General features: G+C 51.5%; 24 protein-coding genes. 12 read left to right on the top strand and 12 right to left on the bottom strand.

The features are described 5' to 3' along the window. The first annotated feature begins 27 nt into the window (after positions 1–27). The 4 genes from ABD07_RS07515 to ABD07_RS07530 all read left to right on the top strand — a co-directional run bounded on the left by ABD07_RS07515 (position 28) and on the right by ABD07_RS07530 (position 3,862). A complete protein-coding gene (locus tag ABD07_RS07515; RefSeq protein WP_160817785.1) occupies positions 28–393 on the top strand; it encodes a hypothetical protein in 366 nt (121 codons plus the stop codon). Between the two features lie 253 nt (positions 394–646). Continuing rightward, positions 647–1,336: an ATP-dependent zinc protease family protein gene (locus ABD07_RS07520; RefSeq protein WP_240142472.1), complete on the top strand. Its 690-nt coding sequence runs from the start codon at positions 647–649 to the stop codon at positions 1,334–1,336. Continuing rightward, positions 1,336–2,886, top strand: a complete 1,551-nt coding sequence (locus ABD07_RS07525; protein WP_160817787.1) for an inactive transglutaminase family protein — start codon at positions 1,336–1,338, stop codon at positions 2,884–2,886. The genes ABD07_RS07520 and ABD07_RS07525 overlap by 1 nt, the downstream gene beginning before the upstream one ends. Beyond that, positions 2,849–3,862, top strand: coding sequence for an alpha-L-glutamate ligase-like protein (locus ABD07_RS07530; protein WP_164502785.1), 1,014 nt, complete (start codon positions 2,849–2,851; stop codon positions 3,860–3,862). The genes ABD07_RS07525 and ABD07_RS07530 overlap by 38 nt, the downstream gene beginning before the upstream one ends. A gap of 10 nt (positions 3,863–3,872) precedes the next feature. Here ABD07_RS07530 and ABD07_RS07535 read toward each other — a convergent pair whose 3' ends face one another. Further along, on the bottom strand, positions 3,873–5,537 hold the full coding sequence (locus tag ABD07_RS07535) for a GGDEF domain-containing response regulator (RefSeq protein ID WP_160817788.1): 1,665 nt from the start codon (positions 5,535–5,537) through the stop codon (positions 3,873–3,875). 423 nt (positions 5,538–5,960) lie between these two features. Here ABD07_RS07535 and ABD07_RS07540 point away from each other — a divergent pair, with 423 nt between their 5' ends. Together ABD07_RS07540 and ABD07_RS07545 are read left to right on the top strand one after the other, a co-directional pair. Continuing rightward, positions 5,961–6,842: an alpha/beta hydrolase gene (locus ABD07_RS07540; RefSeq protein ID WP_160817789.1), complete on the top strand. Its 882-nt coding sequence runs from the start codon at positions 5,961–5,963 to the stop codon at positions 6,840–6,842. Positions 6,843–7,091: 249 nt separating this feature from the next. Continuing rightward, positions 7,092–7,526, top strand: a complete 435-nt coding sequence (locus ABD07_RS07545; RefSeq protein ID WP_160817790.1) for a universal stress protein — start codon at positions 7,092–7,094, stop codon at positions 7,524–7,526. 36 nt (positions 7,527–7,562) lie between these two features. On the opposite strand, the gene ABD07_RS07550 is transcribed toward ABD07_RS07545, so the two are convergent. Then, a complete protein-coding gene (locus tag ABD07_RS07550; RefSeq protein ID WP_108699373.1) occupies positions 7,563–8,369 on the bottom strand; it encodes an outer membrane protein assembly factor BamD in 807 nt (268 codons plus the stop codon). On the opposite strand from ABD07_RS07550, the gene rluD reads away from it, so the two are divergent. Both rluD and ABD07_RS07560 read left to right on the top strand, forming a co-directional pair. Further along, positions 8,368–9,399, top strand: a complete 1,032-nt coding sequence (gene rluD / locus ABD07_RS07555; protein ID WP_160817791.1) for a 23S rRNA pseudouridine(1911/1915/1917) synthase RluD — start codon at positions 8,368–8,370, stop codon at positions 9,397–9,399. The genes ABD07_RS07550 and rluD overlap by 2 nt on opposite strands. 472 nt (positions 9,400–9,871) lie before the next feature. Further along, positions 9,872–11,584, top strand: coding sequence for a vanadium-dependent haloperoxidase (locus ABD07_RS07560; protein WP_160817792.1), 1,713 nt, complete (start codon positions 9,872–9,874; stop codon positions 11,582–11,584). A gap of 237 nt (positions 11,585–11,821) precedes the next feature. On the opposite strand, the gene ABD07_RS07565 is transcribed toward ABD07_RS07560, so the two are convergent. After that, positions 11,822–13,219, bottom strand: coding sequence for a porin (locus ABD07_RS07565; protein ID WP_160817793.1), 1,398 nt, complete (start codon positions 13,217–13,219; stop codon positions 11,822–11,824). A 438-nt stretch (positions 13,220–13,657) separates the two neighbouring features. On the opposite strand from ABD07_RS07565, the gene ABD07_RS07570 reads away from it, so the two are divergent. Then, positions 13,658–14,530, top strand: coding sequence for a flagellar brake domain-containing protein (locus ABD07_RS07570; protein WP_160817794.1), 873 nt, complete (start codon positions 13,658–13,660; stop codon positions 14,528–14,530). Positions 14,531–14,567: 37 nt separating this feature from the next. Here ABD07_RS07570 and ABD07_RS07575 read toward each other — a convergent pair whose 3' ends face one another. Continuing rightward, positions 14,568–15,233: a CAAX prenyl protease-related protein gene (locus ABD07_RS07575; RefSeq protein WP_108699252.1), complete on the bottom strand. Its 666-nt coding sequence runs from the start codon at positions 15,231–15,233 to the stop codon at positions 14,568–14,570. A 172-nt stretch (positions 15,234–15,405) separates the two neighbouring features. Then, positions 15,406–16,563, bottom strand: a complete 1,158-nt coding sequence (gene dinB / locus ABD07_RS07580; protein WP_160817795.1) for a DNA polymerase IV — start codon at positions 16,561–16,563, stop codon at positions 15,406–15,408. A gap of 18 nt (positions 16,564–16,581) precedes the next feature. Between dinB and ABD07_RS07585 the strand changes: the two genes are divergently transcribed. Both ABD07_RS07585 and ABD07_RS07590 read left to right on the top strand, forming a co-directional pair. Further along, positions 16,582–16,953: a GIY-YIG nuclease family protein gene (locus ABD07_RS07585; protein WP_338040568.1), complete on the top strand. Its 372-nt coding sequence runs from the start codon at positions 16,582–16,584 to the stop codon at positions 16,951–16,953. 8 nt (positions 16,954–16,961) lie between these two features. Continuing rightward, positions 16,962–17,354, top strand: coding sequence for a YchJ family protein (locus tag ABD07_RS07590; protein ID WP_338040569.1), 393 nt, complete (start codon positions 16,962–16,964; stop codon positions 17,352–17,354). 25 nt (positions 17,355–17,379) lie between these two features. On the opposite strand, the gene ABD07_RS07595 is transcribed toward ABD07_RS07590, so the two are convergent. Both ABD07_RS07595 and greB read right to left on the bottom strand, forming a co-directional pair. After that, complete coding sequence (locus ABD07_RS07595; RefSeq protein WP_160817796.1) at positions 17,380–18,348, bottom strand: hypothetical protein; 969 nt, start codon at positions 18,346–18,348, stop codon at positions 17,380–17,382. Positions 18,349–18,480: 132 nt separating this feature from the next. Then, positions 18,481–19,029: a transcription elongation factor GreB gene (gene greB / locus ABD07_RS07600; protein WP_160817797.1), complete on the bottom strand. Its 549-nt coding sequence runs from the start codon at positions 19,027–19,029 to the stop codon at positions 18,481–18,483. A gap of 162 nt (positions 19,030–19,191) precedes the next feature. Between greB and ABD07_RS07605 the strand changes: the two genes are divergently transcribed. After that, entirely contained in the window at positions 19,192–20,508 is a 1,317-nt protein-coding gene (locus ABD07_RS07605) for a pyridoxal-dependent decarboxylase (protein WP_160817798.1), read from the top strand. A gap of 8 nt (positions 20,509–20,516) precedes the next feature. On the opposite strand, the gene ABD07_RS07610 is transcribed toward ABD07_RS07605, so the two are convergent. The 5 genes from ABD07_RS07610 to ABD07_RS07630 form a co-directional block, all read right to left on the bottom strand. Next, positions 20,517–20,849, bottom strand: coding sequence for a DMT family transporter (locus ABD07_RS07610; protein ID WP_160817799.1), 333 nt, complete (start codon positions 20,847–20,849; stop codon positions 20,517–20,519). Between the two features lie 274 nt (positions 20,850–21,123). Further along, the gene (gene arsA / locus ABD07_RS07615) at positions 21,124–22,905 is read right to left on the bottom strand and encodes an arsenical pump-driving ATPase (protein WP_160817800.1); all 1,782 of its coding nucleotides are present in this window, start codon (positions 22,903–22,905) and stop codon (positions 21,124–21,126) included. 21 nt (positions 22,906–22,926) lie between these two features. Further along, complete coding sequence (gene arsD / locus ABD07_RS07620; protein ID WP_108699259.1) at positions 22,927–23,277, bottom strand: arsenite efflux transporter metallochaperone ArsD; 351 nt, start codon at positions 23,275–23,277, stop codon at positions 22,927–22,929. Between the two features lie 67 nt (positions 23,278–23,344). Further along, positions 23,345–23,842, bottom strand: a complete 498-nt coding sequence (locus ABD07_RS07625) for an arsenate reductase ArsC (protein ID WP_108699260.1) — start codon at positions 23,840–23,842, stop codon at positions 23,345–23,347. A 58-nt stretch (positions 23,843–23,900) separates the two neighbouring features. Then, positions 23,901–24,230 carry an ArsR/SmtB family transcription factor gene (locus ABD07_RS07630; RefSeq protein WP_160817801.1) on the bottom strand — a complete coding sequence of 110 codons (330 nt, stop codon included), beginning with the start codon at positions 24,228–24,230 and terminating at the stop codon, positions 23,901–23,903. Positions 24,231–24,248 lie beyond the last annotated feature (18 nt).

Below are 24,248 nucleotides of genomic sequence, written 5' to 3' on the forward strand. Positions count from 1 at the left end.
GAATTCCAACTTGTTACCGCATTGATCATGATCTCAAAAAAAACCTTTTTGCTTTTATCCCCATGGCTGATGGTTCTAACCGGATTCACCGGTCAAGCATGGGCGACGCATATATCCCAGCCGGTGCTGATCGATCCCAAGACGCAGTACGCCGCCGGTGAAACCGTCATTCTGCACGGCAGAGTGGACTACAACGAGCAACCGGCTCCGGATGTTTTGCTCAACTTCAAGTTGATCCGCGCTGACGGATCGGTAGCTGCCGATCAATCCTATCCGAGCGATCAGAACGGGCTGTTTGAATTCAAGTTCGATACCCGCAACGAAAAAGCGGGGAGCTATCAATTTACCGTGACGTCGCACTGCCTGGAAATTCACCGCTACGCTTGCACGTAAAAAAACCAGACCTTATCGATTCATCTACAATAACAACGTACACAATTATCTTGCCGGATGAACCGCTGTATCGCCCTATTGACGGACATTGCGATGCGGCATCCGGCACAACCGGCCCGCTGTACGGGTACCATTTATTCAGCAGTAATGCCATACTCTCAAAGAATTAGAAAATACGGTCATGAGAATCGCTCATTTATACTACTTCATTAACATTTCCGGCCATTGCTTAATCCTACTGCTCGTGTGCTTCATGCTCTCCGCTTGCAATCCGCAGACCGATCCATTATCCGAGCGTGAAGCCCGCGTCAATGCACGGGAATCGGAGCTGGTCACGTTGTTCGCCGAACTGGTCGAGCTGAAAAAATCGCTGGAAAAAGATCAGACGAATAAAGCTTCCGCTGGCGATGACAATGCCGGCGCTCCCAAAGCGGATGGATGCGTTTGCGAGAATACGGAAGCATCCGCCGCGCAGAAAGGCAGCGGAAAAATCGATTCCAAAACCGTGCTGGGCGGCATAGAGATGGTGCATCTTGACCCGCCGGGACTTGAATTCAGCGCACGTATCGATACCGGTGCGCAAACGTCGTCGTTAAATGCGCTCGACATTGTCGAATTCGAGCGGGATGGAAAACCCTTTGTGAAATTCAATTTAATTCACCCGCAAAGCGGGGAAAAAATCGAACTCACCCGGCGTCTGCGCCGTTACGCGCGCGTCAAGGAGCTGGGAAACCGCGAATCGCAACGCCGCCCGGTGGTCAGGATGCGCGTAATACTGGCCGATATCGATGAGCAGATCAACTTCACCTTGGAAAATCGCAGCCGGTTTAAGCACCAGGTGCTGATCGGACGCAACTTGCTGCAAGACCTGGCCATCGTCGATGTCAGCAAAAAACCCGCTCCGGTTACAGCCGATAATCCCGCAGCCGCCACGACAAAATAATGTATGCCAAATTAAGACTCTATATTGTAGTCATCCTGCTTCTGGGATTGGGAATCGGTTTGACCTTGTACAAGCATTTCGCTTTGGGGTTTCCGTTATCGCCGGATGACAAAAAATCGGTGTGGACCATCGAAGCCCGCATCGATTTCGCCGCGCGCGGCGATCCCGTTATCGTTTCCTTCGCGCTGCCGCCGCAAACACCCGGCGTTGTTTTCATGGAAGAGGATTTCGCTTCGTCCGATTACGGCTTCAGCGAATTGACTTCGCCGTCCGGACGGCGGGCGCAGTGGAGCAAACGGGTGGCATCCGGCTTGCAGACGGCTTATTATCGCTTGAGTATGTACGAAACTGGACAGATCGCTCATCCCGCTACAGCGGCGGATCTCCCGCCCGAACCGGAGAAACCCGAGTTTGACGAGGTGCTGAGAACGGCGGCGACGACCTTACTGGATCAGGTGCGCAGCAAATCCGCCAACACCGAAATTTTTACCCGGGAACTGATCACGACGTTAAATTCCAAAGCGCCCAGCCAGAACCTGAGTCTGCTGATCAATGAACAATCCAGCGAAGATTACAAAACACACTTGATCATCAACTTGCTGGCGCTGGAAGGCATCAGCGCGCGCATCGTGCGCGGCTTGTACTTGGAAGACGGGCGGCGCAGACAGTCGCTGACCAATTTTGTGGAAGTGTACATCGGTAACGAGTGGCTGCTGTTCAACCAAAACTCGGGAAAAAGCGGGAAACCGAAAAAATTCCTGGTCTGGCAACGCGGCGACCAATCCCTGCTGGATGTGGTCGGCGGTAAAAACTCGCAGATATCCTTTTCCATTATCCGCAATGTTCATTCCACCCGCGACCTGGTGGTGCGCGACAGCATGAACAAGCAAGCCGGCATCATCGACTTTTCGATTTACAGCCTGCCGATCGAGCAACAGAACGCATTCAAAATGATTCTACTGCTGCCGATCGGCGCACTGATCGTGGTCATCATGCGCTTGTTGATCGGCATCCGCACCTCCGGCACGTTCATGCCGATTCTGATTGCATTGGCGCTGATACAGACCACATTGCTCACCGGTCTCATCATTTTTCTCACCGTGGTGGGCACGGGACTGCTGATCCGATCCTATTTGTCGCGCCTGAACTTATTGTTTGTCGCGCGGATCTCGGCGGTGATCATTGTGGTCATCGCCATTATCGCGAGTATCAGCATTCTGAGTAACAAACTCGGTCTCGATCAGGCCATGACGGTGACTTTCTTCCCGATGATCATTCTGTCCTGGACCATTGAGCGCATGTCGGTGCTGTGGGAGGAAGACGGCCCCCGGGAGGTTTTCATCCAGGGCGGCGGCAGTTTGTTGACCGCGGTTATTGCTTATCTATTCATGACCAACCGGACGATTGAATACTTAACCTTCAATTTTCCCGAGCTGATGCTGGTCAATCTGGCGCTGATCCTGATTCTCGGACAATATACCGGTTACCGGTTATCCGAGTTGTACCGCTTCCATGCCCTGGAACGACGCAATGCTGCTGGCAAGCGCTAAGAAACTGAGAAGTTTCGGCATCATCGGCATGAACCAAAGAAATTTTGGTTTGATCTCGCGCTATAATCCGCGCCGCTTATACCCGCTGGTCGATGACAAGTTAAAAACCAAACTGCTGGCCCAGCAAGCCGGGATCACGGTGCCTCAATTGCTCGGCACCGTGCAGTATCAGCACGACGTGAAAGCATTGAAGGAAATACTGCATCCGTACAGCCAGTTCGTCATCAAGCCGGTCAAGGGCAGCGGCGGCAAAGGCATTCTGGTGATTACCGAACACGATCATAATCTTTACTTCAAACCCAGCGGCGACGCGATGCAGCTGTCCGATATCGAACGGCATGTATCGAATATTCTGAGCGGTTTGCATAGTTTGGGCGGCAAACCCGATACCGTGATGATCGAATCGCTGATCCAGCTTGACCCGGTTTTCTCCGACTACAGCTATGAAGGCATTCCCGATATCCGCATCATCGTGTTGCGCGGTTATCCCATCATGTCGATGTTGCGCCTGACCACCCATGCTTCCGATGGCAAGGCGAATCTGCATCAGGGCGCGGTCGGCGTAGGCATCGATATCGGAACAGGCCGCGCGTTACACGCGGTACAGTACGGCGAGTCCGTCACGCACCACCCGGATACGCGCAAGACTTTTTCCGAATTGACCGTGCCGCATTGGGATAAGCTGTTGCAATTGGCCGCCGCTTGTTACGAGATGACCGGTTTGGGTTATTTGGGCGCGGACTTGGTGCTGGATAGGGATCAAGGACCGATGATCATTGAGCTCAACGCCCGCCCCGGGCTTGCCATTCAGGTGGCTAATCGCGCCGGTCTGGCGCCGCGCGTTGCGGTTATCGAGGCGATCAAAACCATCGATCCCGATCCGCAATCCCGCGCCGCTTTCAGCAAACGGCAATTCGCTTTCGATACGGATATCCATCCGCCCCGCTTGCTGCGCACCCGCAGCGATGACCGGTAACTACGCGGACTCAATCCCCGGCATTCACAATCACCTTGTTGCGCCCTCTTTGTTTCGCTTGATAAAGCGCTTTATCGGCCGCTTCGCTCAGGCTGACGGCATCGGGAAAATGCGCGAGATCGGCAATCCCGCAGCTGAAATTGACCGAAAACTCTTCATCGTGACTCAAATGCAGCAAGCGCGAGAAAACCGTGCGTATCTCATCGATCACTTTGGCCGCCGATGCCGCATCGGTATCGTTCATGATCACGGCAAATTCCTCGCCGCCATAGCGCCCGACAATATCCGTTTCGCGCAGGCGCTGTTTCAGCAACCGCGCCAGGCTCTTGAGCACACGATCGCCCGCGGCATGTCCGTAGGTATCGTTCACTTTCTTGAAAAAGTCGATATCCACCATCGCCAGCGACAGCGGTGAGCTCAAGCGGCTGGACCGTATCACTTCGCGCGCCAATTCTTCCTTGATCGCGGTGTGATTGAGCAAGCCGGTTAAACCGTCATGAATCATCAGCGAACGCAAAAAGCGCGCGCGCGTCGCCCGTGTCGTCACTGCCGAAACCAAATGCCCGGCGCCGATCGGTTTGACCAGAAAATCATCGCCGCACAAACTCATGGCTTCCGCTTGGGTATTGAAATCATTTTCCGAAGACAGATACACGATCGGCGTGCTCAGAAAACCATCGATTTGCCGGATGACTCGCGCCAGCTCGACACCATTGCAACCCGGCATATACAAGTCCATCAGAATCAGATCGGGGTTGAAATCGTTCAATGCGCCCAGCAGCTTGAGCGGCTCGACCACGGTTTTGACCAGCATCCCGGCCTGTTCCAGTATCGTGGCATGGTACGCCAATATGGTTTGGCTATCGTCCACAATCAAAACCCGGAACGGCTCCTGAATTTGCGACGCGGTAATCAAATCGAGTTGATCGATCAATTCGGTGGAGTTGATCGGCTTGGTGAAATACGCCACGCCACCGGCGCGCACGGCCCCGAGCCGGTACGCCATAGCGTCGTGCGTCGAGATAAAGATCACCCGGGCCGGTTGCTCCAGCTCTTTCTGAATCTGCTCCATGATCAGAATACCGCCCATTTCATCTTCCGGAAACTCGACATCCATCAGGATGATGGCATCGGGCCTATGTTGCACGGCGGCGCGGAATTTATCCAGATGGTTGAATACCTCCACTTCGTAACCGTAATAGCGCAGTTGCAGTGCGAGCTCCTGAGCGGCTTCGGTATCCGCTTCCACGACATATATCAGACTGGATGTTTGCGCATTCGGCAACAGTGCATTTTCGTCATGGGCCTGCGAAGCAGCATCCTCTGTTTGCTTGGATTCTTGCGCGATAGAAATCCGCTTCAAGGCATCGATTTGCTGCAAAATCCGGCTCGATTGCGAATCGTCTAGCGGAGTCGAAACCTGCAACATGCTTTTCAGGATTTTTTCCAGTGCACGCGCTTCGATACTCAGTTCCGGGTAACCGAATGTTTTACCATTGCTGACCAAATGGTGCACGGAACGATGCATTTCCTGCAAAGCTTTGCTATCCCACTCCGATCGCAGCTTTTGCCATAGGGATTCAATTTCATTGATCCGGTGCGGCAGCTCTTGCGCAAATGCAGCCAACACCAAACGCATCCTTTCCTGAAATTCTTTGTGCTCTTTAGTAATCATGATAAGGTATCCAATCCTGCCTGCTCTTTGCAGTTTAATGCATAGGATTTATGTCTCTGTGATAAAAACTGCCGTGCCGCGGCAGTCAGAGCAAAAGCATCCATTGCGGGTTAACGTTTCTTACAATCTTTATATCTTTTGCAGCCAGTGTATTCAAAAAAAGGAAATTCAATTTCACAATCTAGCCCCTAAAAGCCGATCACTAAATTAATTTACTTTTAAATTTCATTAGCATCATATAGAGAACTGAAAGTGAAATGTCAAAATCATCTCTATCCGGGCGTGTGATCATCGGTTAAAGCACTCGTCAGCGTTTTTACCCGATTCCTTTCGCTCCAGGTATTACGCCCTATTCAGCCTTATTGGCCGGATTAGAAGAGAAACAAACACTTTCCCGACACCGCTTATCGCTCATTTGCAATTATGCAACACACAACACGCTTCCGGATTCTGCTCGCCACCATCGTCATCGCTGCCATCACGCTCATCGTGTTTGCCCTCGGCCCGCTTCTGACCGCTCCGGCACCGACGGCGGTCAGCACGCTATCGGCGGATTTTCCGGTTGAATCCGTGGAAATTCCCGCGCAGCAGGGGGTTAGCGTGCATGGCTGGCTGGCGCGCGGAAAACCCGGCGGCGGCGCGCTGCTGCTGGTGCATTCGATGCGCAGCAACCGGATGGAAATGCTGAGCCGGGCGCGATTTTTGAAAGATCAGGGATACAATGTGCTGTTTATCGATCTGCAAGCGCACGGGGAAACCGCCGGAGATCACATTACCTTCGGTTTGCGCGAAGCGGAGAATGTCGAAGCGTCCGTCGCTTTTCTGCGCAAGACCTTTCCGTCCGAACGAATTGGCGCGATCGGCGCTTCTCTCGGTGCTGCCGCAATTGTGCTCGCGCAGCAGAATCTGAAACTGGACGCCGTCATTCTCGAGTCGCTTCACCCCACCATCGAAGAAGCGGTTGATAACCGGTTAAAGCTGCATTTCGGCGATCATGGTTCGATCCTGTTGCCGCTGATGTTGTGGCAGCTATCGTTTTATCTGGATGTTTCCCTGGATGCGCTGAGTCCGATCACGCGGATCAATAACCTCAGCGCGCCGGTATTGTTTATTTCCGGAACGCATGATGTGCACACCACGCAAACGGAAACCGAACGCCTGTACGCCGCGGCGAGATTTCCCAAGGAATTATGGATTGTCCCCGGCGCGCGGCATTTCAATATGCACAGCTACGCGGGTAGAGAATACGAGCAGCGCGTCAGTGATTTCTTGTCCTATTATCTGCGCCCGCATGATGACGGATAGCGCGGCATCATTGCGGCTCTCGCAGGCACAGATATGCTAAAAATGCTGATTAATTCGGCGGACGAGATGAAGCACGAGGCGCACGGAGCACAGCAACCAAGACACATCAATAAGATAGGCGAGGATGCGAGTACCGCGCAACGAAGTGATTCGCTCGTATAGTCAATTAATCAGCGTTTCCCTAAAGGGCCTGCCTGTTTTAGAATGTGTATTCCGTTTTTGCATCCACTTAACAAAAAAGAACTCAACATGAATCATTATCAGAATATTTTGCTCGCTGTCGATTTCACCGATCATGGCCAGACTGTCGCACAAAAAGCGCAATCGCTGGCAGAGCAGTTTAATGCGCAGCTTCACATCATTCATGTGCTGGATAATATTCCCATGCCGGACACGCCTTATGGCACGGTGATTCCACTCGATGAAGATTCATCGGATGACTTGCTGGAAGCGGAAAAAAATAAATTCATACGGATGAGCGATCAGCTCGGTATTGCAGCGGAACGGCGCTGGCTGATCTGGGGCGAACCGCAACAGGAAATTATCCGGCTGGCCGCGCAAGAACGGATCGATTTGATTGTCGCCGGTTCTCACGGACGGCACGGATTGGCGGTGCTGATGGGCTCTACGGCATCGGGAATTCTCTATCACGCGCAATGCGACGTGCTGGCCGTGCACCTGTAACGCGTCAGGACATAACGGCGGTGTGAGCGGGCAGCGTCAGTTCCGCCAGAATTGCCACCACTTTTTTCCGCCCACTTCGGGCAACTCGGTCAAAAAGTAACTTTTAGGAAAATTGATTCGCATCACCCGTTCCGCATCCTCGCGCAAATCGTGCATATCCAGTGCTTCATAGGCTTTGATCATAATATATAAGGCCTCTTCGGTAGCCGGGGTGCGAGGATATTCCTTCACCACGTTTTGCGCCCGGTTGGCTGCGGCGACATAGGCTTTACGTTTCATATAGTAACGCGCGACGTGAATATCGCTCATGGCGATGGAATTCAGCAAATACGCCATCCGCTGTCTGGAATCGGCGGCATATTTGCTCTCCGGGTAACGCGTCACCAATTCCTTGAAATTCTCAAACGACTCGTACGACGCTTTTGAATCGCGTTCGCTCATGTCCTGCTTCAGCGGGCCTCTGAGCAAGAATCCCATCATGCCCCAATTATCGTTAAAGTTTGCTAATGCTCTAATATAATAAGCATAATCCACATTCTGATGATTCGGATGCAATTTGATGAACCGGTCTGTTGCCGCGATCGCGGAAGCATGCTCTTCGTTTTTATAATGCGCATAAGCACTTTCAAGCTGCGCCTGCTGCGCAATCCGGCCATAGGGATAACGTGCTTCCAATGACTCATACAGCTTGATAGCCGCAGTATAATTGCCCTCATTAAGTTTTTCTTTCGCCTCCGAATAAAACCTATTGGCCGACCAGTCCTGCTGATCTTCCGTGCGATCCTGCAATAATTTGCACGCGGATAACGTTAACAACAGAATAAAAGCTAAACTACGTAACATGACGAATTCCATAAAAAACAAAGATGCCGCCGGGGATTATAGCGTAAAGCCGCCAGCGCAAGCACGCAATGAACTTACCGCACCTGTCATTGAATTAACGATTCCTACGGATTATGCCGGTCTCCGCTTTGATCAAGCGTTGGCGAAGCTGTTGCCGGATTTGTCGCGCAGCCGGTTGCAAACTTGGATTGGTGAGGACAGGGTTACGCTGGACGGTGTGAAAGCCAGTGTAAAACAGAAAGTGTGGGGCAATGAACATATCCGGATCTCACCTCAGGACAGCGCTGCGGAATCCGCGTACACGGCGGAAGCGATCAGCCTGACCATCGTGTACGAAGATGAAGCGCTCATCGTCGTCAACAAGCCCGCCGGTCTAGTTACTCATCCGGGCAATGGCAACTGGCAGGGCACTTTACTGAATGCTTTACTGTACCATGCGCCGCAATTGGAAAACGTGCCGCGCGCCGGCATCGTCCATCGCTTGGACAAAGACACCAGCGGATTACTGGCCATAGCCAAAACGCTCGAGGCGCAAACAAACCTGGTGCGCCAGTTGCAGCAACGCACGGTGAAACGCGATTATCTGGCGCTGGTTTTAGGTGAAATGACACAAGCGGGCAGTGTCGATGCACCGGTCGGACGCCACCCCGTTCACCGCACGAAAATGGCGGTAACCCGTACGGGAAAACCGGCAGTTACGCATTATCAGGTGCTCGAGCATTTTTCCGGTTGCACTTTGCTGCAATGTAGTCTTGAAACAGGGCGCACACATCAAATACGGGTACATATGCATTCGATCGGGCACCCGCTGGCGGGCGATCCGGTTTACGGCGGACATCCCAAGCATATCAAGCAAGCCATCGGACAACTATTAGCGGATTTCCCCCGGCAGGCATTGCACGCTCAGAAACTCGCACTCACTCACCCGCAAACAAAACAACTGCTGGCATGGGAAGCCGATATTCCGGCCGATATGGATAATTTATTGCACTCAGTGCGGCAATACAGCCAGCCGGATGCTGCAGAATAAAATCCAGTTCATTGGACTGGAATAATTTAGGGAAACGACGCCTTATCTTTCACTTCCAAAAATACGGCCTCCCTGCGGATTGAATGCACCGGCAACACCCCAATATCCACGCTGACCTTGCCCCCAGCTCCTCAAGCGGCCATGTCCATCACTTCTATATACATAATTATTATAGATAAATGAATTAATATTATTTGTCATTATAAATAACGATCGATAAAGTAAGCAGCCATCGGAGTTCGCATCTGATCTGACAGATCATTTGAAAACGCACGCAAACCAGCCGACGCCAAGCAGAGCGGAGCAGGCAATAAAGCACAGCTTATGCCGAGTCCATCAGCATTGAACCTGCTTTTCACTCTGTAGCGGCGGCACAGCTGGTTTTTCAACGACCCGCACGGAGATCGTGCGTTTTCTCCGGTACGCCATTGAAATCTCTTAACTCATTGATCAATTAAATGCAGGAGAGCGCATGAAGAAGATTACAGAAACCGCTTTATTGGCTGGGATTGGAACACTGCCTAACTTATCGTCGCTACTGGGTAAAACCTTGGAACACGCAAACCATTCCCAATGGATAACCGGGCGGACACATCTCTATTTAATTTTAGAAAGCGTCATGAAAATCTCAATCCATTTATTCTCATTGCCGCATGCCATCATCACACTCGCCGCCGCAATTATTTTATCCGCACCTCCAGCGCACGCTGACGTCATTACCGACTGGAATCAACATATCGCCAAAGCCACCAAAGGTTTTGACGGCACCACCGGCAGCGGTGTCACGCTGAATTCCAATCTATCCACTCGTATCTCCGCAATCGCGGCGCGCGCGGTATTCGATGCGGTAAATTCCATCAATCACTTCAGCAACGGTTATTACTACTACCAGCAGAGCAATAACGGTTCCGCTCAGGCCGCAGCAGCGCAAGCTGCGCACGATGTGATCGTGAGTCAGCTCCCTGCGGCGGATGCTTGGGGGCCGACCAGAATCTGGCTGGATGCACAGCTCGCCGCTGATTTGGCCGCTTTGGGCGTACCAGCATCGGATCCTGGCGTCCAAGCGGGCAAAGAGGCGGCTGCAGCCGCTATTGCCGCACGGCAGCTTGACAATGCCAGTCCAGTCACGACTTATGGCGCCGCGCTATCGCCAACAACCAATCCCGGCATCGGCTTGTGGCGTCAAAGCAATGCCGGAGCCGGAGTTACCAATCCCAGCACCGGCGCGCCAACCGGGTTTGACGCCAGCGGCGTGATCCAAGGCAGACCGGCCATCGATCTGAACTGGCGGGATGTCACGCCATTCAGCCTGAGTAACTCGGAGAAAGCCAGATTAGTGGCGCTGGTACCCATTTCTCCCGACGTTGGCAGCCAGGAATATGAACTGGAGCTGGATTATGTCCAAGCCTATGGCCAGGACACATCCAGCGTTCGCAGCGCCGACCAGACCGCGCAAGCCCTGTACTACAAAATCGATGCCGAGCTCTTTGTCAATGAAGCGGCGCGTATCGCTTCCACAACCCGGGGATTAACACTGAATCAAAACGCCAAACTATTCGCACTGCTGCACAGCGCTGTCGCCGATGCCCGCATTGCCGCATTCGCCTCCAAATACGAGCAGAAATTCTGGCGGCCGATCACGGCATTGAATGCCGGAGCGGATGGCACGGTTACCAATGGCTATAGCGACTGGCGCCCACTGGCTGCAACCCCATCCCATCCTTCCAATACCTCCGGGCATAGCGCAACCGGCGCCGCAGCGTTTGAAATCTTGCGCGCATTCTTTGGCGACAAGATCAAACCTGATGGAGGAGATGTCAGTTTGGGCACACTCCCTTGGCTTACCGGAACCAACAGTGGCACGGGCAACATCACCAGCCGCTCGGTTAAAACATTTTCACAAGCGCAACTGGAGAATGGCGCCAGCAGGCTTTATCTGGGTGTTCATTTCGGTTTTGACAACTTGCAGGGACAATTGCTGGGATTGGCCGTGGCCAACGCAATCATCAATTCGGATGATCCGGCAGCCGCTGACTTGAAGGTAAGAGAGTCGCCCGCCTCCCTCAAACGCATCCGGCATACGCTACTCAAATCCCCCGAGCTTTATGGCTACTTCGGGCGGGAATCGCACGATCAACTTGGACTTGATACGATCGATTTCTCGCATCGCCGTCACCACCGGTAAGAATCAATTCTTCAATGAAGAACTTCGCTTCAAAGCGCAGCGGAGTTCTTCGACAGATTCTCCGGAGCCTGCGACGCAGTCATTTGGAATCGCCGGAGTACCGGGAAAGTATGGATAATCTAGCGCACCTGATGCGGCAATACCGTATCAATCATTGCGGAATAAAAAAATGCGCCCAAGGGCGCATTTTTTTGTTTCATATTTCATAACTCTCGTCACATGTATCAAACTATAAACTTAGAAAGGCAAAATCGCATCCAGTGAAAACACGATCTGATCCTTGTTGCCGCCAAAAGGCCGGTAAGCCGAAGCTTGCAGCGATTCGTGCAATGCATCCACACGGTCATAACGGATATTCGGACGGATGTTCAATTGTTTCAGTCCTTGCCAGCCGATTTTTAATGTTTTAGCAGCTTTCCAGTTCGCACCGAGAGTGACTGCATAATAATCGGCGGGAGTGCTGGTACCCAGCAAGCCGATGTTACTCGCAAAACTTCTTCCCGTGTAATCGGTTGCCGCAGTCACCCTGCCTGGTGCAAACACACGGAAGCCGTCACGATCGCGAAACCATTCAGCCCGCACACCGACCGATACATCCGGCGTCACATCATAGTAAAAGTGCGAATTGACGCCATACCATTCCGCATCTTTGACAACACCGGAGTATACATTATTGAATAACATAACGTTATCCGCAAAACCATGGTCATGTTGCAGAATCAGGTGGGTTTTATCTGTGAATTTATGCTTCAGGACGATACTGTACATTCCCCAAAAACTGCTATTGCGGGTTGAAGTCGTACTGCCGGTACCGCTGACATTGAGAGAAGTTTTGTGATCGTCACTACTCCAAGTGACGCCACCGATCCCACCCCAATTTTCCATCTGTTTGTCAAAGTTACCATCCCAGCCGCCTGTTCCACTACCGCCGATGGTACCAAACATCGCGACGATGTTTTTATTGACGTTGTAGTTACCCAAGACACCGGTATGCGTGAAAGGCTCGCCGTACTGCATCGTATACGCATGGGTGTAGAAGAAGTTATTGGGTGCCGGAACCGTTTCATACCCGATTGGCGTATAGAAATGACCTACTTTAATATTCAAGCCATTACCGATTGGCGCATATACCTCGGCAAAAGCTTGCGGAATTGCAATGCCATAAGTGCGGCTGGAATTACAGCATATCTCCAGATCCCAATTACCTCTATCCGCCAATGGCCTGCCGTTATTCACATCAAAAGCGGGATTACCGTAAGCTTGGGTGAAAATAGCATCGGTACCGAACATGAAATCAGCCCGGAAACCAAAATCCCAACCTTTACCTTCTGTTTTTACCCCGCGTTGTATAAAGAAATTTAATTGATTTAACTGAAACCTGTTCGCTTGATCCGCGAAAGTGACCGGCCCCATGAAACCATGTGTCTGGCTTGGGTTAAACGTTGCACCGCCTTGCACCCAGCCACCAAATTCAATGCCGCTATTTTTAATTGCTTTGGCAAAAGGATTATTATTTAAACTGTCGGTACTTATCATGCTGTTTGCATGAACACCAGATGAACTCATACCAAGCAGTAACAACCCTCCTGCAACAACATGCGTCATCTGTTTTTTGTCGATCGCTTTATACGCCATTCTTCCCCCTCTTTAAAAAAGACTAAAAAAAACAAATAAATAACAGAACCTCAAAAACCATAACCAGCACATGGATTGAACTCTAACACCGAATTGCTTGAAGGGTCAACGCAAACCTTCGGGATATTTGACTGATCAGAAACAAATACAACACGGAAAATTGTGTTGTGCAGACTCGTTGCTGATACTGGATCCGCCACCAAAGTATTAGCGGAAACACACGCTTAAAATTTAATTTTTCCTACAATCCGTAGGCAAAATCCTTACAAGCATTCCATATCCTAACCCTGCAATACACCCACTGTCGTTAAAGTTTTAAAACAACCGCTCCGTTAAAAGCAAATCTGATACCGACAGTTTAAATGCAGGTTCGCGTCCCGTGATCCGATTTGACTAGTCCGTTGAGCAAATTTCACGATTAACTTTACGTAAACGATTATGGATTTGATACCCATACAAACAACAGACTTGATGGTTGGCCAACCGCTGCCGTGGGATTTATTCGATCAGGGCCGCCAACCCATACAGAAGCGCGGTTACATTTTCAAGACGGAAGATGAGTTAAAACAGCTGGAAGAATTACCGGTCTTTCGCATGGAAAAGCAAGATCCGGAACAAGCGGAACCCGTTGCTCAAGCACCGGAAAAAACCGTCTTTGAAGATATGCATCTGAAAGTAGGCCATAAAATGCATCTTACTTTGGCCACGTATTCAAAAAATGCCAGCGAAAACAATTCGTGCGCGGTTTCCATGATTGGCTATGTGCCAGACAGCACTCTGATTGTCTCCATGCCTGCATCCGATCAATTAATCGGCGAACCTTTTATTGAAGGCGAGCAAATTCACGTTCGCTTAATTACCGGACAATATGCGTATAAATTTACCGTTTTTGTCGACAAGATTATCAGGGTGCCTTTTAAATACTTACACTTGTCTTTTCCCAAAGACATACAGGGTCAAAGTATCCGGAAATCACGCCGAATCAAATGCAATTTCCCTGCAACGGTTGCTGAGAAATCAATTCCGATCAGCATCACGGATCTCAGTATCTGCGGCGCTGGAATCACGTCAAGCCTACCATTGGGAACATTAGGTTCGGAAGTCACGCTATCTTTTGCTATCGCCTTACATGACAGGGAAATACCCTTATCCATCAAAGCGACCATCCGATCCGCCAAGCAAAGCGCCAAGAAAAATCAGAAAATAATCTGCACGGGCGTCGAATATACCGGCATCAAGCCGGATCAAGTATTCGCGCTACGTCACTTGATTTACCAGGAAATAGTTGAACATCCTGAAAATGTGATTTAAACGATGGTGAGGATTCCTTCTCACCATCGTTTTTCATCTACCAGAAGCCCCAGTTACCTGTCACCACGACCCATATACCCAATACCGCATTGGTAACCGCATGCGCGATAATCGGCAACCACAGCGTTCTGCTGCGCGTGTACAACAAACCGTAGACAATACCGGCAAATAACCCCGCCAGCCACAAGCTGTGCGCGAGCGCAAATAAGGCGGCTACGATGCCGAAGGCTTTAATTCCCACCTGCGCCGGATTGACGCTCAGAAAATTGGGGTGTTCAATCCAACGCATCAGAAACGACCGCCAGAAAAGTTCTTCCATCACCGGAACCACCAGCGCCGCGCCGATGATCCGCACCGTCACAAGAAACCAATCAATCTCGCCGTTATCGCGCGGATCAAACCCCACCGCGTCACCCATCACCATCCAATCCGCCGTCAGATTAATCCATGCGATAAAGACCACGATACCGGCGACCAGCGCAGCCCCCCAAATCCGCAAGCCCGCGCCGCTGGGCCAGCGCAATTCGCTGTAAGCGCTTCGCATCGCCCACAATAAAGCGGCTACGACCGTGATTTTCACCGCATAGAGCAGACGCAATTCATCGGCTTGCCAGCCAAACTTCAACAACAAGTCTTCCAATATCATGAAAAAAACATAGGCGGCAAAAGGCGCAATCCGGTACAGATTCGTACGATCAATCATTGATCAATTCCTTATTAAGTTTTTTGTGATGGGCGATGGACAACAACAGCGGGCACTCAACTCATGAATCTCATCCCAGCCAGTGTATAAGAGCAGGTAAAAATCAAAATAGCAATAAAAACCAGTTACCTGTCCTTTATCGAATATTAACGTCAACCGCATTGCGATGAAATCACAACACCAGCGGCAACTCGCGTTGACGGGAAGCCTCGGCCATCGGCACGGCAGTCTCAGCGCACAACGTGCTGACTTTCACGCCCAGTAACCGGATCTTCTTCTGCAACGGCACCCGGCGCAAACACTCTCCGGCAGCCCGGCGTATCCGGGCCGGATCGTTGGTATAGGCAGGCAGGGAAAAATCGCGCGTGATGGTGCGGAAATCCTCGAAACGCAGTTTGATACTGATGGTACGCCCAGCATACCCCTTGCGTTTCAAATCACCGGCAACCTGCACGCACAATGCGGTAAATGCCTCGGACAAGTCGGGACGATCCTGGCGCGGATGCAGATCGCGCTCAAACGTGGTTTCCCGGCTGATGGATTTGGGCTCTGCGTTCGTGATCACCGGACGCTGATCGATACCGCGCGACACCTCATACAACCAGGCCGAGTAACTGCGCCCGAAATGCATCTGAAGCAAACTCAATTCGGCGCGCGTCAATTCGGCAATCGTCGTGATACCCAGTGACGCGAGCTTATTGGCCGCTTTGGGGCCGATACCGTTGATTTTCCGCACCGGCAGCGGCCAAATCCGCTCCGCGATGTCATCAAACGCCAGGATGGTCAAACCATCCGGTTTCTCCAGATCAGAGCAGATTTTTGCCAACAGTTTATTCGGCGTGATACCAATCGAACACGATAATCCGGTCGCATCTTTCACCGCTTGCTTAATGCGGCGCGCCAGCGGCAGCGTATCTTCCGGCAGACCGGTCAAATCGATATAGATCTCATCGATGCCGGAATCTTCAATCTGCGCGGCAATACCGGCAACCGCGGCTTTAAACAAGCGCGAATAATGCCGGTAAACAGGAAAGTCAACCGGCAGCAGAATCGCATCCGGCGCCAGCTGCGCCGCTTTCATCACCCCCATGGCGGAATGAACACCCAGCGCACGCGCTTCATACGTCGCGGTCGTAATGACACCGCGCCCGGCATAATCGCGCAAACGGTAAAAATGCCGCTTGCCATCGGCTTGCAGCACCGGCTGGTGCTCGTCCCGTCCGCCGATCACTACCGGCAAACCGCGCAATTCGGGATATCGCAGCAACTCGACCGAAGCGTAAAAAGCATCCATATCCAGATGCGCGATGCGGCGTTGCGGGGTATTCATTGTTTACGCGATAGCAAAATGAGGATTGTGATAAATTACACCATAAAACCGGTATCAGTCAGCGCGGCATCTGCTTTGGCCGCAAACTTTTTACTTTTATTGTTCGAGATTGCACGATCGACAACGCAAAATAATATGCATTGGACAGTCTATATCCTAAGATGCGCCGATGGAAGTCTGTATACCGGAATCACCACGGATTTGACGCGCCGGATCAAAGCGCACGACGCCGGCAAAGGCGCGCGCTATACCCAGGGCCGTGGGCCATTCCAGCTGGTACATCAAGAATTCTATGAAAACCGCGCCGAAGCGACAAAAAGAGAACTGTCGATAAAATCCCTATCGCGCAGCCAAAAGCTGGAATTAATTTCTGCATACTCAGCATCTTGAATATCCACGTGAAGAGCGCCAAAGAATTATCCTGCCCGTGTGGCAGCGGCAAACCATTTAGCAGCTGTTGCGGCCGTTATCTGGATCAAAACGAAACCGCCGCCACGGCGGAAAACCTGATGCGCTCACGCTACAGCGCCTATACCTTGATGCGCGAAGACTATCTGCTGGCCACCTGGCATCCCAGCACACGCCCGGCATCCTTGGATTTGACTGGACAACCGGCACAGCAATGGCTGGGACTAACCGTCAAACGGCATGAACAAACCGCTGCGGATCAAGCCATCGTGGAATTCGTTGCACGTTACAAAATCAACGGACGGGCGCACCGCTTACACGAAATCAGCCGCTTCGTGCGGGAAAATGACCGGTGGGTTTATGTGGATGGCGAGATTCTTTGAATCGCGAAAGATGTTCCGCAAACGCTTAAAACGATGTTTTCTTTCCCACACCAAAAAATTGCGCGATCAAGGTGATAAGATCAACGATCGATCGAATATTCCGCGCACCGGTAAAAAACCGGCCATCTTCGACCATATCGCCCCATAAGAACACGCCCAGCCCGCCAATTTCCTTCGATTGATTCAATAGATAGGCATTAAGGTACAGTTGATCCATGAGCGTTTCGACATCGTCAAAGAGTTTGTCGGCCAAGAACCCTCCAGGCACTAAAAATAACTTACGGCCTATCGGATTCGCTGATTCGAGCGCCTGCATGGTATTCCACACCCCTGTTCCATAATCAATGTGCGAGTTATAGCCCAGTTCCGGCGAGCCACAGGAATAAAAATCGCCATAACAATCAAAACCCAAGTACTCGGCATCATCCAGCATAATCACGAGCTCATCGGGGTAAGCCTGTTTTTGCAGGACTAATTCAGCCCAAGCCTCGATATGCATCACGCCTGATCCCGGAAATTGCTGTCTGAGTAACCGCCCCACTGATCTCAATGTAGCCAAAGTGTCCGCATAGCGATTCTCGATATCACGGCATGCCTTGGTTTTTCCTTCGTTACACGCCTTTCGTATAGTCCACAACGGTTCATCGAGTAAAAATAAAATTTCTCTATGGCGCACGGCGGACATCTCAATTGCATCAATAATCCCGTACGGATCGTTCCGGTACATTCCTGTTCCCGGATCAAACAGCAGCTTGCCAATCGAAATCACCGGAAGCATCTTGTGCACATTGGCATCAAGATAGTGCGTAATTTCATCGACACTCTTCGGTGCAAATCCAAACGCATTACTGAATTCTGCTACTTCATCGATGTGTTCGACCTCAGTCAAAAATGATCCCATGATTTTTTGAGGCCGGTCGGTATTGAAATACGATGCCTGAGCATCAGCCGGAGATAACAAAACAACCAGTATAAAAGCAATATACCTATCCATGCGCCCTCCCTCTTTTTCACCATGGATTCAGTATAACGCTATGATTACTATTGTTCTGTGCGGAAACTCACGAACTTACTACGACTCAATACCAACTGCTTGTCCGGATAAATTGCTGATAAAAATTGAATCTCACAACGCCTCGTAACGGATCTCCACCACTTCCAGCTCTTCCAGTCCACCCGGCGTATGCAGCCTCACCACATCGCCTTCATGCGCTTTGAGCAGCGCTTTGGCAAGCGGGGAAATCCAGCTGATGCGGCCACGCCCGGGATCGGCTTCGTCCATGCCGACGATGCTGTAGGTGTGCTCCACGCCTTGGCTATTGCAAATAGTCACGGTAGCGCCGAAAAACACTTGATCGCATTCACCGCGTTGCGCGGGGTCGACTACTTCGGCGTTATCCAGGCGTTTGGATAAAAATCGCAAGCGCCGGTCGATTTCGCGCAAACGCCGTTTGCCGTAGATATAATCGCCATTTTCCGAACGGTCGCCGTTGGAAGCCGCCCAGGTAATGGTTTTAACCAATTCCGGCCGTTCCACTTTCCACAATTGATCGAACTCGTCCTTCAGCCGCTGATGACCCGCCGGGGTAATGTAGTTTTTCAAGCCCTGCGGTAATTTCGGCGTATCGTCCGGTTCGTCGTCGTCTTCGTTTTCCTTGGTAAAGGCTTTATTCATAGTCACCATTATTATCAGCGGAAGGGAATCGCTACGATAGCGGTCTTCCCTGCGCTATTCAAGATCATTCACCGCAGCGGACCCCCGGTCTTGCAAAATAAATAAGAAAGAAACCTTACGTTCAGCACAGTATCTAATGATCGTACTCATCAGGAGGTCATCATGCTAATGAACCGGCGCCAATTTTTGAGCATATCCGGCGCAACAGCCTGTATGGCTGCATGCTCACCCCAGGCTCTCGCAACGCAAACGCTGGCGCGGGCTCCGCAACAAAACGCTGCAACCGCATTGAAAGCGATGCGGCATCTGTCGCAACAACGCAGCCGGTTGCTCGGCTATCCCATCAATATGACCACCCCGCCAGATGAGTTTTTCGCCTGGCGCAATGAACTTGCGGCCGTGGGTTTCAATCAATTCGCTTTCAACAATGTCGGCAATCCTTACGATCACAGCCATATCCCATTCAATTGCCATCCGTTTGAAAAGGAATTGATCGATCGCTTCGGCGCAGTGTATGGCTTCGCAGCGGACAATATCTGGGGATTCCTTACCAACAGCGGCACCGACAGCAATATGCACGGGCTGTACATGGGCCGTACGATTCTTAAAAGCCGCACCGGCGTCATGCCGAAAATTTATTTCACGCGCGAGGCGCATTATTCGATTCAGATTCTGCGCGACCTATTGCAGCTCGACTGGGTGGTGGTTGGCACCCGGCCCGACGGCAGCATGGACGCCAATGATCTGGAACGGCAGTTGAATGCCAATCCCAATCATCCCGCCTTGGTGGTCGCCACCATTGGCACCACGTTCAAAGGCGCAATCGATCCGATCGATGCGATCCAAGCCAAGCTGAAACAACGCACCGCCTATCTTCACTTGGACGCCGCGCTATTCGGCGGCTATTTGCCGCACACCGCGTTTGCCGCCGATTTGCAGCACAACGTCAGCCATCCGATTTCCAAAGCAGGACTGAAACGCTACGACTCCATCGCCGTTTCCTGTCACAAATTTTTCGGCTTCCCCTCGCCCGCCGGATTATTCATCACCACGCGCACGAACTTTGAAGCGTTCCGCACCCCGTTCAGCCAAATTCACGACCCGGAATATATCCAGCAAGTGCCCGGCACGATCAGCTGTTCGCGCGATGCCGTCAAACCGGCCGAATTCTACTTTTTCAGTTCCGCATCGGCGTTTGCCCGGCAAGCCGCCGATGCCAAAGCAATGCTCGATAACACCGCTTATTTACTGAAAGAAATGAACAATCACTACAGTTACCTGCGGCCGGTGCGCGCCAATGACCGCTCGAATACGGTTTATTTCATTACTCCGAGTAAAACCATCGTCGATCATTACTCATTGGCGACCATGCAACTCGATATTGACGGAGAACGGACACCCTGCGCGCATGTCGTGGTCATGCCGCATGCCAGGAAGGAAATTCTCGACCGGTTTCTCACCGACTTGCGCAAATCCTGACGACGGTATCAATGCACAATGGTGTGGGAAAACACATTGATCACGGCCACGCCCGCGATGATCAGAGCCAAACCGATCAACGCGGGCGTATCCAGCGATTGCCCAAGGAACAGCCAGCCGCTCAGCGCGATCAATACAATGCCGACGCCTGACCAGATCGCGTACGCCACACCGACCGGAATGGTCTTCAGCGTCAACGACAGCAAGTAAAAAGCCAGCAGATAACCCACGACAACCACCAGCGACGGCCACAAGCGGGTAAACCCATCGGCGGCTTTCAGGAATGATGTCGCGATCACTTCGCTGACGATGGCGACGGCAAGATAAATCCATGGCTGCATTGGTATCACTCCTTGTATTGGGATGGACAGGCGCCGGTCTCAACCGGATGCACGGATTATCTTACACTACTGCGCCATCAACTCTCACAGAAGAACTATCTGGATATCGGAAGCGTGAATGCGGCTTAGGGAGTCCTTCGCAATAAAACCACCAAGTCACGTCTTTCAAATAAATTGGGCTGAAGTAACCGCAAGATCTGCCGCATGGTTTTATTCATTTTTGACAAAACGATACTGCTCTGCAAGCGTCTTAAATATAGGCTGTGCGGCGTCTTTACGCAGATTTCTCAATGCATGTTTGAGACAATTCCAATAACTTCTGTACGCCGACCGGTTCTTCTTGGAGTAATTGCACGACGGCATAACGCTTTGCGTGCATAGTGGATACTGTTTTGATATCAGCAAGTTCGTTACTGGCGCGCTGACACAACAAAGGTGAGTGGACAGTCGTCGCAGCAACACTGTTATTAATGACCCAAGCCCATGGCTCAATACCAGCGCGGCGCAAATCGGCTTGCAGGCTGGCGGCTTCCAGCACGGGCGTTGTTTCCGCCAATGTAGCAAGCAGTATTTTGGTTTGCTTAGGATTTTTCAGTTGCATCATCGGCGTTGAGTAGTGCACGATGGAAGGGTCCATTTGTTTGATAACTTCGCGATGATAAGCGCCGGTGGCATCCAGTAACAATAATGTATGTCCTGTCGGTGCGGTATCCATCACCACGAATTTCTTTCCCGCTTCGCGGATAATGCGCGAGAATGCCTGAAATACCGCAATTTCTTCGGTGCACGGTGAACGTAAATCTTCTTCCAGTAATGCTCTACCTTGCGCATCCAGATGCGAGCCCTTGGTTTCCAGAACACGCTGACGATAACGTTCGGTTTCCACATGTGGATCGATCCGGTCAACCAGTAGATTATCCATAGTACCGCTGAGTGTTTCGCTTAAATGCGCCGCGGGGTCTGAAGTGGTGAGGTGTACTGGCAAGCCCCGATGCGCAAGATTGACCGCGATGGCCGCAGCCAGCGTGGTTTTGCCAACACCGCCTTTGCCCATCAGCATGATCAAACCGCAACCATCCTTGGCAATCTCATCCGTTAGCTTGGATAAGCTGGGAAATGGGATGGCAGTATGCGTAAATTCATTGCTGCTTTCGACAGACTGATCATCAACCAATAGCTTCCGCAAGGCTGTCAATCCGACCAGGTTAAACGGTTTCAGTACAATATGATCGCAAGGCAATTGGCCGAGGACTTCCGGTATGGCTGCCAAAGCGTTTTGCTCGCGTTGGAAGATTGCAGTTGCCAATGGATCCTGTGCTGTTTCTGTTTGTGGAAATAATCCATTAATGACTAAAAATTGTTTCGTCAATCCGATAGCAGCTAATTCTTCATGTGTCCGCGCTACTTCGCGAAGCGTGGCTTGCTGTGCGCGGGCCACCAATACCAGCCGGGTGCGTTGCGAATCGGCGAGTGCATCCACTGCCGCTTGGTATTGTGCGCGCTGTTTCTCTAAACCGGCCAGCGGGCCAAGACAGGACGCATCGCCTTTGCCTTCCGCAAGAAAATCGCTCCATGCGCCGGGCAGTTGCAGCAACCGTATGGTGTGGCCGGTCGGTGCGGTGTCAAAAATAATATGATCGTAATCCGCTGTCAGCGCCGAATCGACCAACAAAGCGGTAAATTCATCGAAAGCAGCAATTTCGGTCGTGCATGCACCGGACAGTTGTTCTTCGATGCCTTTGACCACCGTGTCCGGCAATACCCCGCGCACCGGATTGACAATGCGATCACGATAGACTTGCGCGGCAGCTTGCGGGTCGATTTCCAGAGCGGCTAATCCGGGCACTGCGGTAATCGAGGTAACCTTATTGCCAATCGTCATGCCGAACACCTGACCCACGTTGGAAGCCGGATCGGTGCTGACCAATAATACCCGCTGACCGGCATCGGCCAGCGTTATCGCGGTAGCGCAAGCCAACGACGTTTTCCCGACACCGCCCTTGCCAGTAAAGAACAGAAATCGCGGCGGTTGATCGAGGAATTTGAGTTGCGTCATGCAATTGGCTCAGGTTTGCTGTTAGCAACAGCCACCGCAGCAACTGGATTCTTCGGCTTCTGCCTCCACGGCAGCGCCAGTCCAGCGCGCCAGTTCACCGCGATTTGGATAGCGGCCTGCCAATGCCACTTCTCCATCCACAAGAATCAATGGCAGCGCTTCGGCACCGGAGCGTTCCAGGAATGCTTTCACTGTGGAATTATCTGCAAAAGCCATCGGCTGTTGTGCCAGATTAAAGCGCTCAATGGCAGCACCTTGTTGTTTGGCCCAGTCGACATCAGCGGAAAAACCGACCAATTCCTGGTCTACGTCGGAACCGCAAACGCCTGAGCTACAGCATGAAGCAGGGTCAAATATTTGTATGGTTGTCATGTTGATTCTCCAATGGTTAAGTTACAAAAACTCGATAAAATAGATAACTCGTTTAAGACTGCCGCCACTATTTGGTGTGTTGCTGCTTAAATTTCAAGATCCCAATGTAGTCCAGCTTAGTCCTAAAAGCAGCAGGATTTTGCCGCAAATCACCCAGCGGCAGCGATAAAAAAGTCTCGATGCCCTCGCGCAAGTTTCGATAAGCCTGCGCGAATGCCGCATTGATTGTCTCCTCGGTTCCGGTAGCTTCGGCGGGATCATCGACACCCCAATGCGAGCGTAGCGCGGTCCCGAGATACGCCGGGCAGGTTTCACCGGCGGCGTTACCACACACAGTAATCACAATATCCGGTGTGGCCGGCAGATTATCCCACGATTTACTGCAAAGTCCTTCGGTTGCGATCCCTTCGCGTTCAAGTAGAGCGAGTGAACGCGGATGAACTTTTCCGGCCGGTTTGCTGCCTGCGCTCATTGCTTGCCAGCCTTTGGGCGCCAGATGGTTAAAAGTGGCTTCCGCAAGGATGGAGCGGCAGGAATTTCCGGTGCAAAGAAATAGTATATTCATGATCAGGACGCGTAACGAAGCAATTCGCTCGTGCAGTTAATTAGTAATCAGCGCTTCTTTAGCTGTTTTTTTCATCACAACACACTTCAACAATGCCGCAGGGTGTGCCTGCGCAACAATTCTCGGTGAGATAGCTCAATAACGCGTTCATAGTTGCGAAATTTGCAGAGTAATAGATAAAACGGCTCTCCTGCCGGGCAATGACCAGCTCTGCATGCGTCAATTCTTTCAGGTGAAAAGATAGCGTTGCGTTAGGGATGCTTAAGTCCTTGGCAAGCTGCCCCGCAGGAAGTCCCGGTTCTCCAGCCTGAACCAGCACCCGGAATATCGTGAGACGGGTTTCGTTGGCTAGAGCAGCAAGTGCTTTCATAGCATTATTAATTTCCATATTTCCAATATATTGGAA

Origin of the sequence: Nitrosomonas oligotropha (genome assembly GCF_009833085.1) — a bacterium.
GTDB classification, from domain to species: domain Bacteria; phylum Pseudomonadota; class Gammaproteobacteria; order Burkholderiales; family Nitrosomonadaceae; genus Nitrosomonas; species Nitrosomonas oligotropha.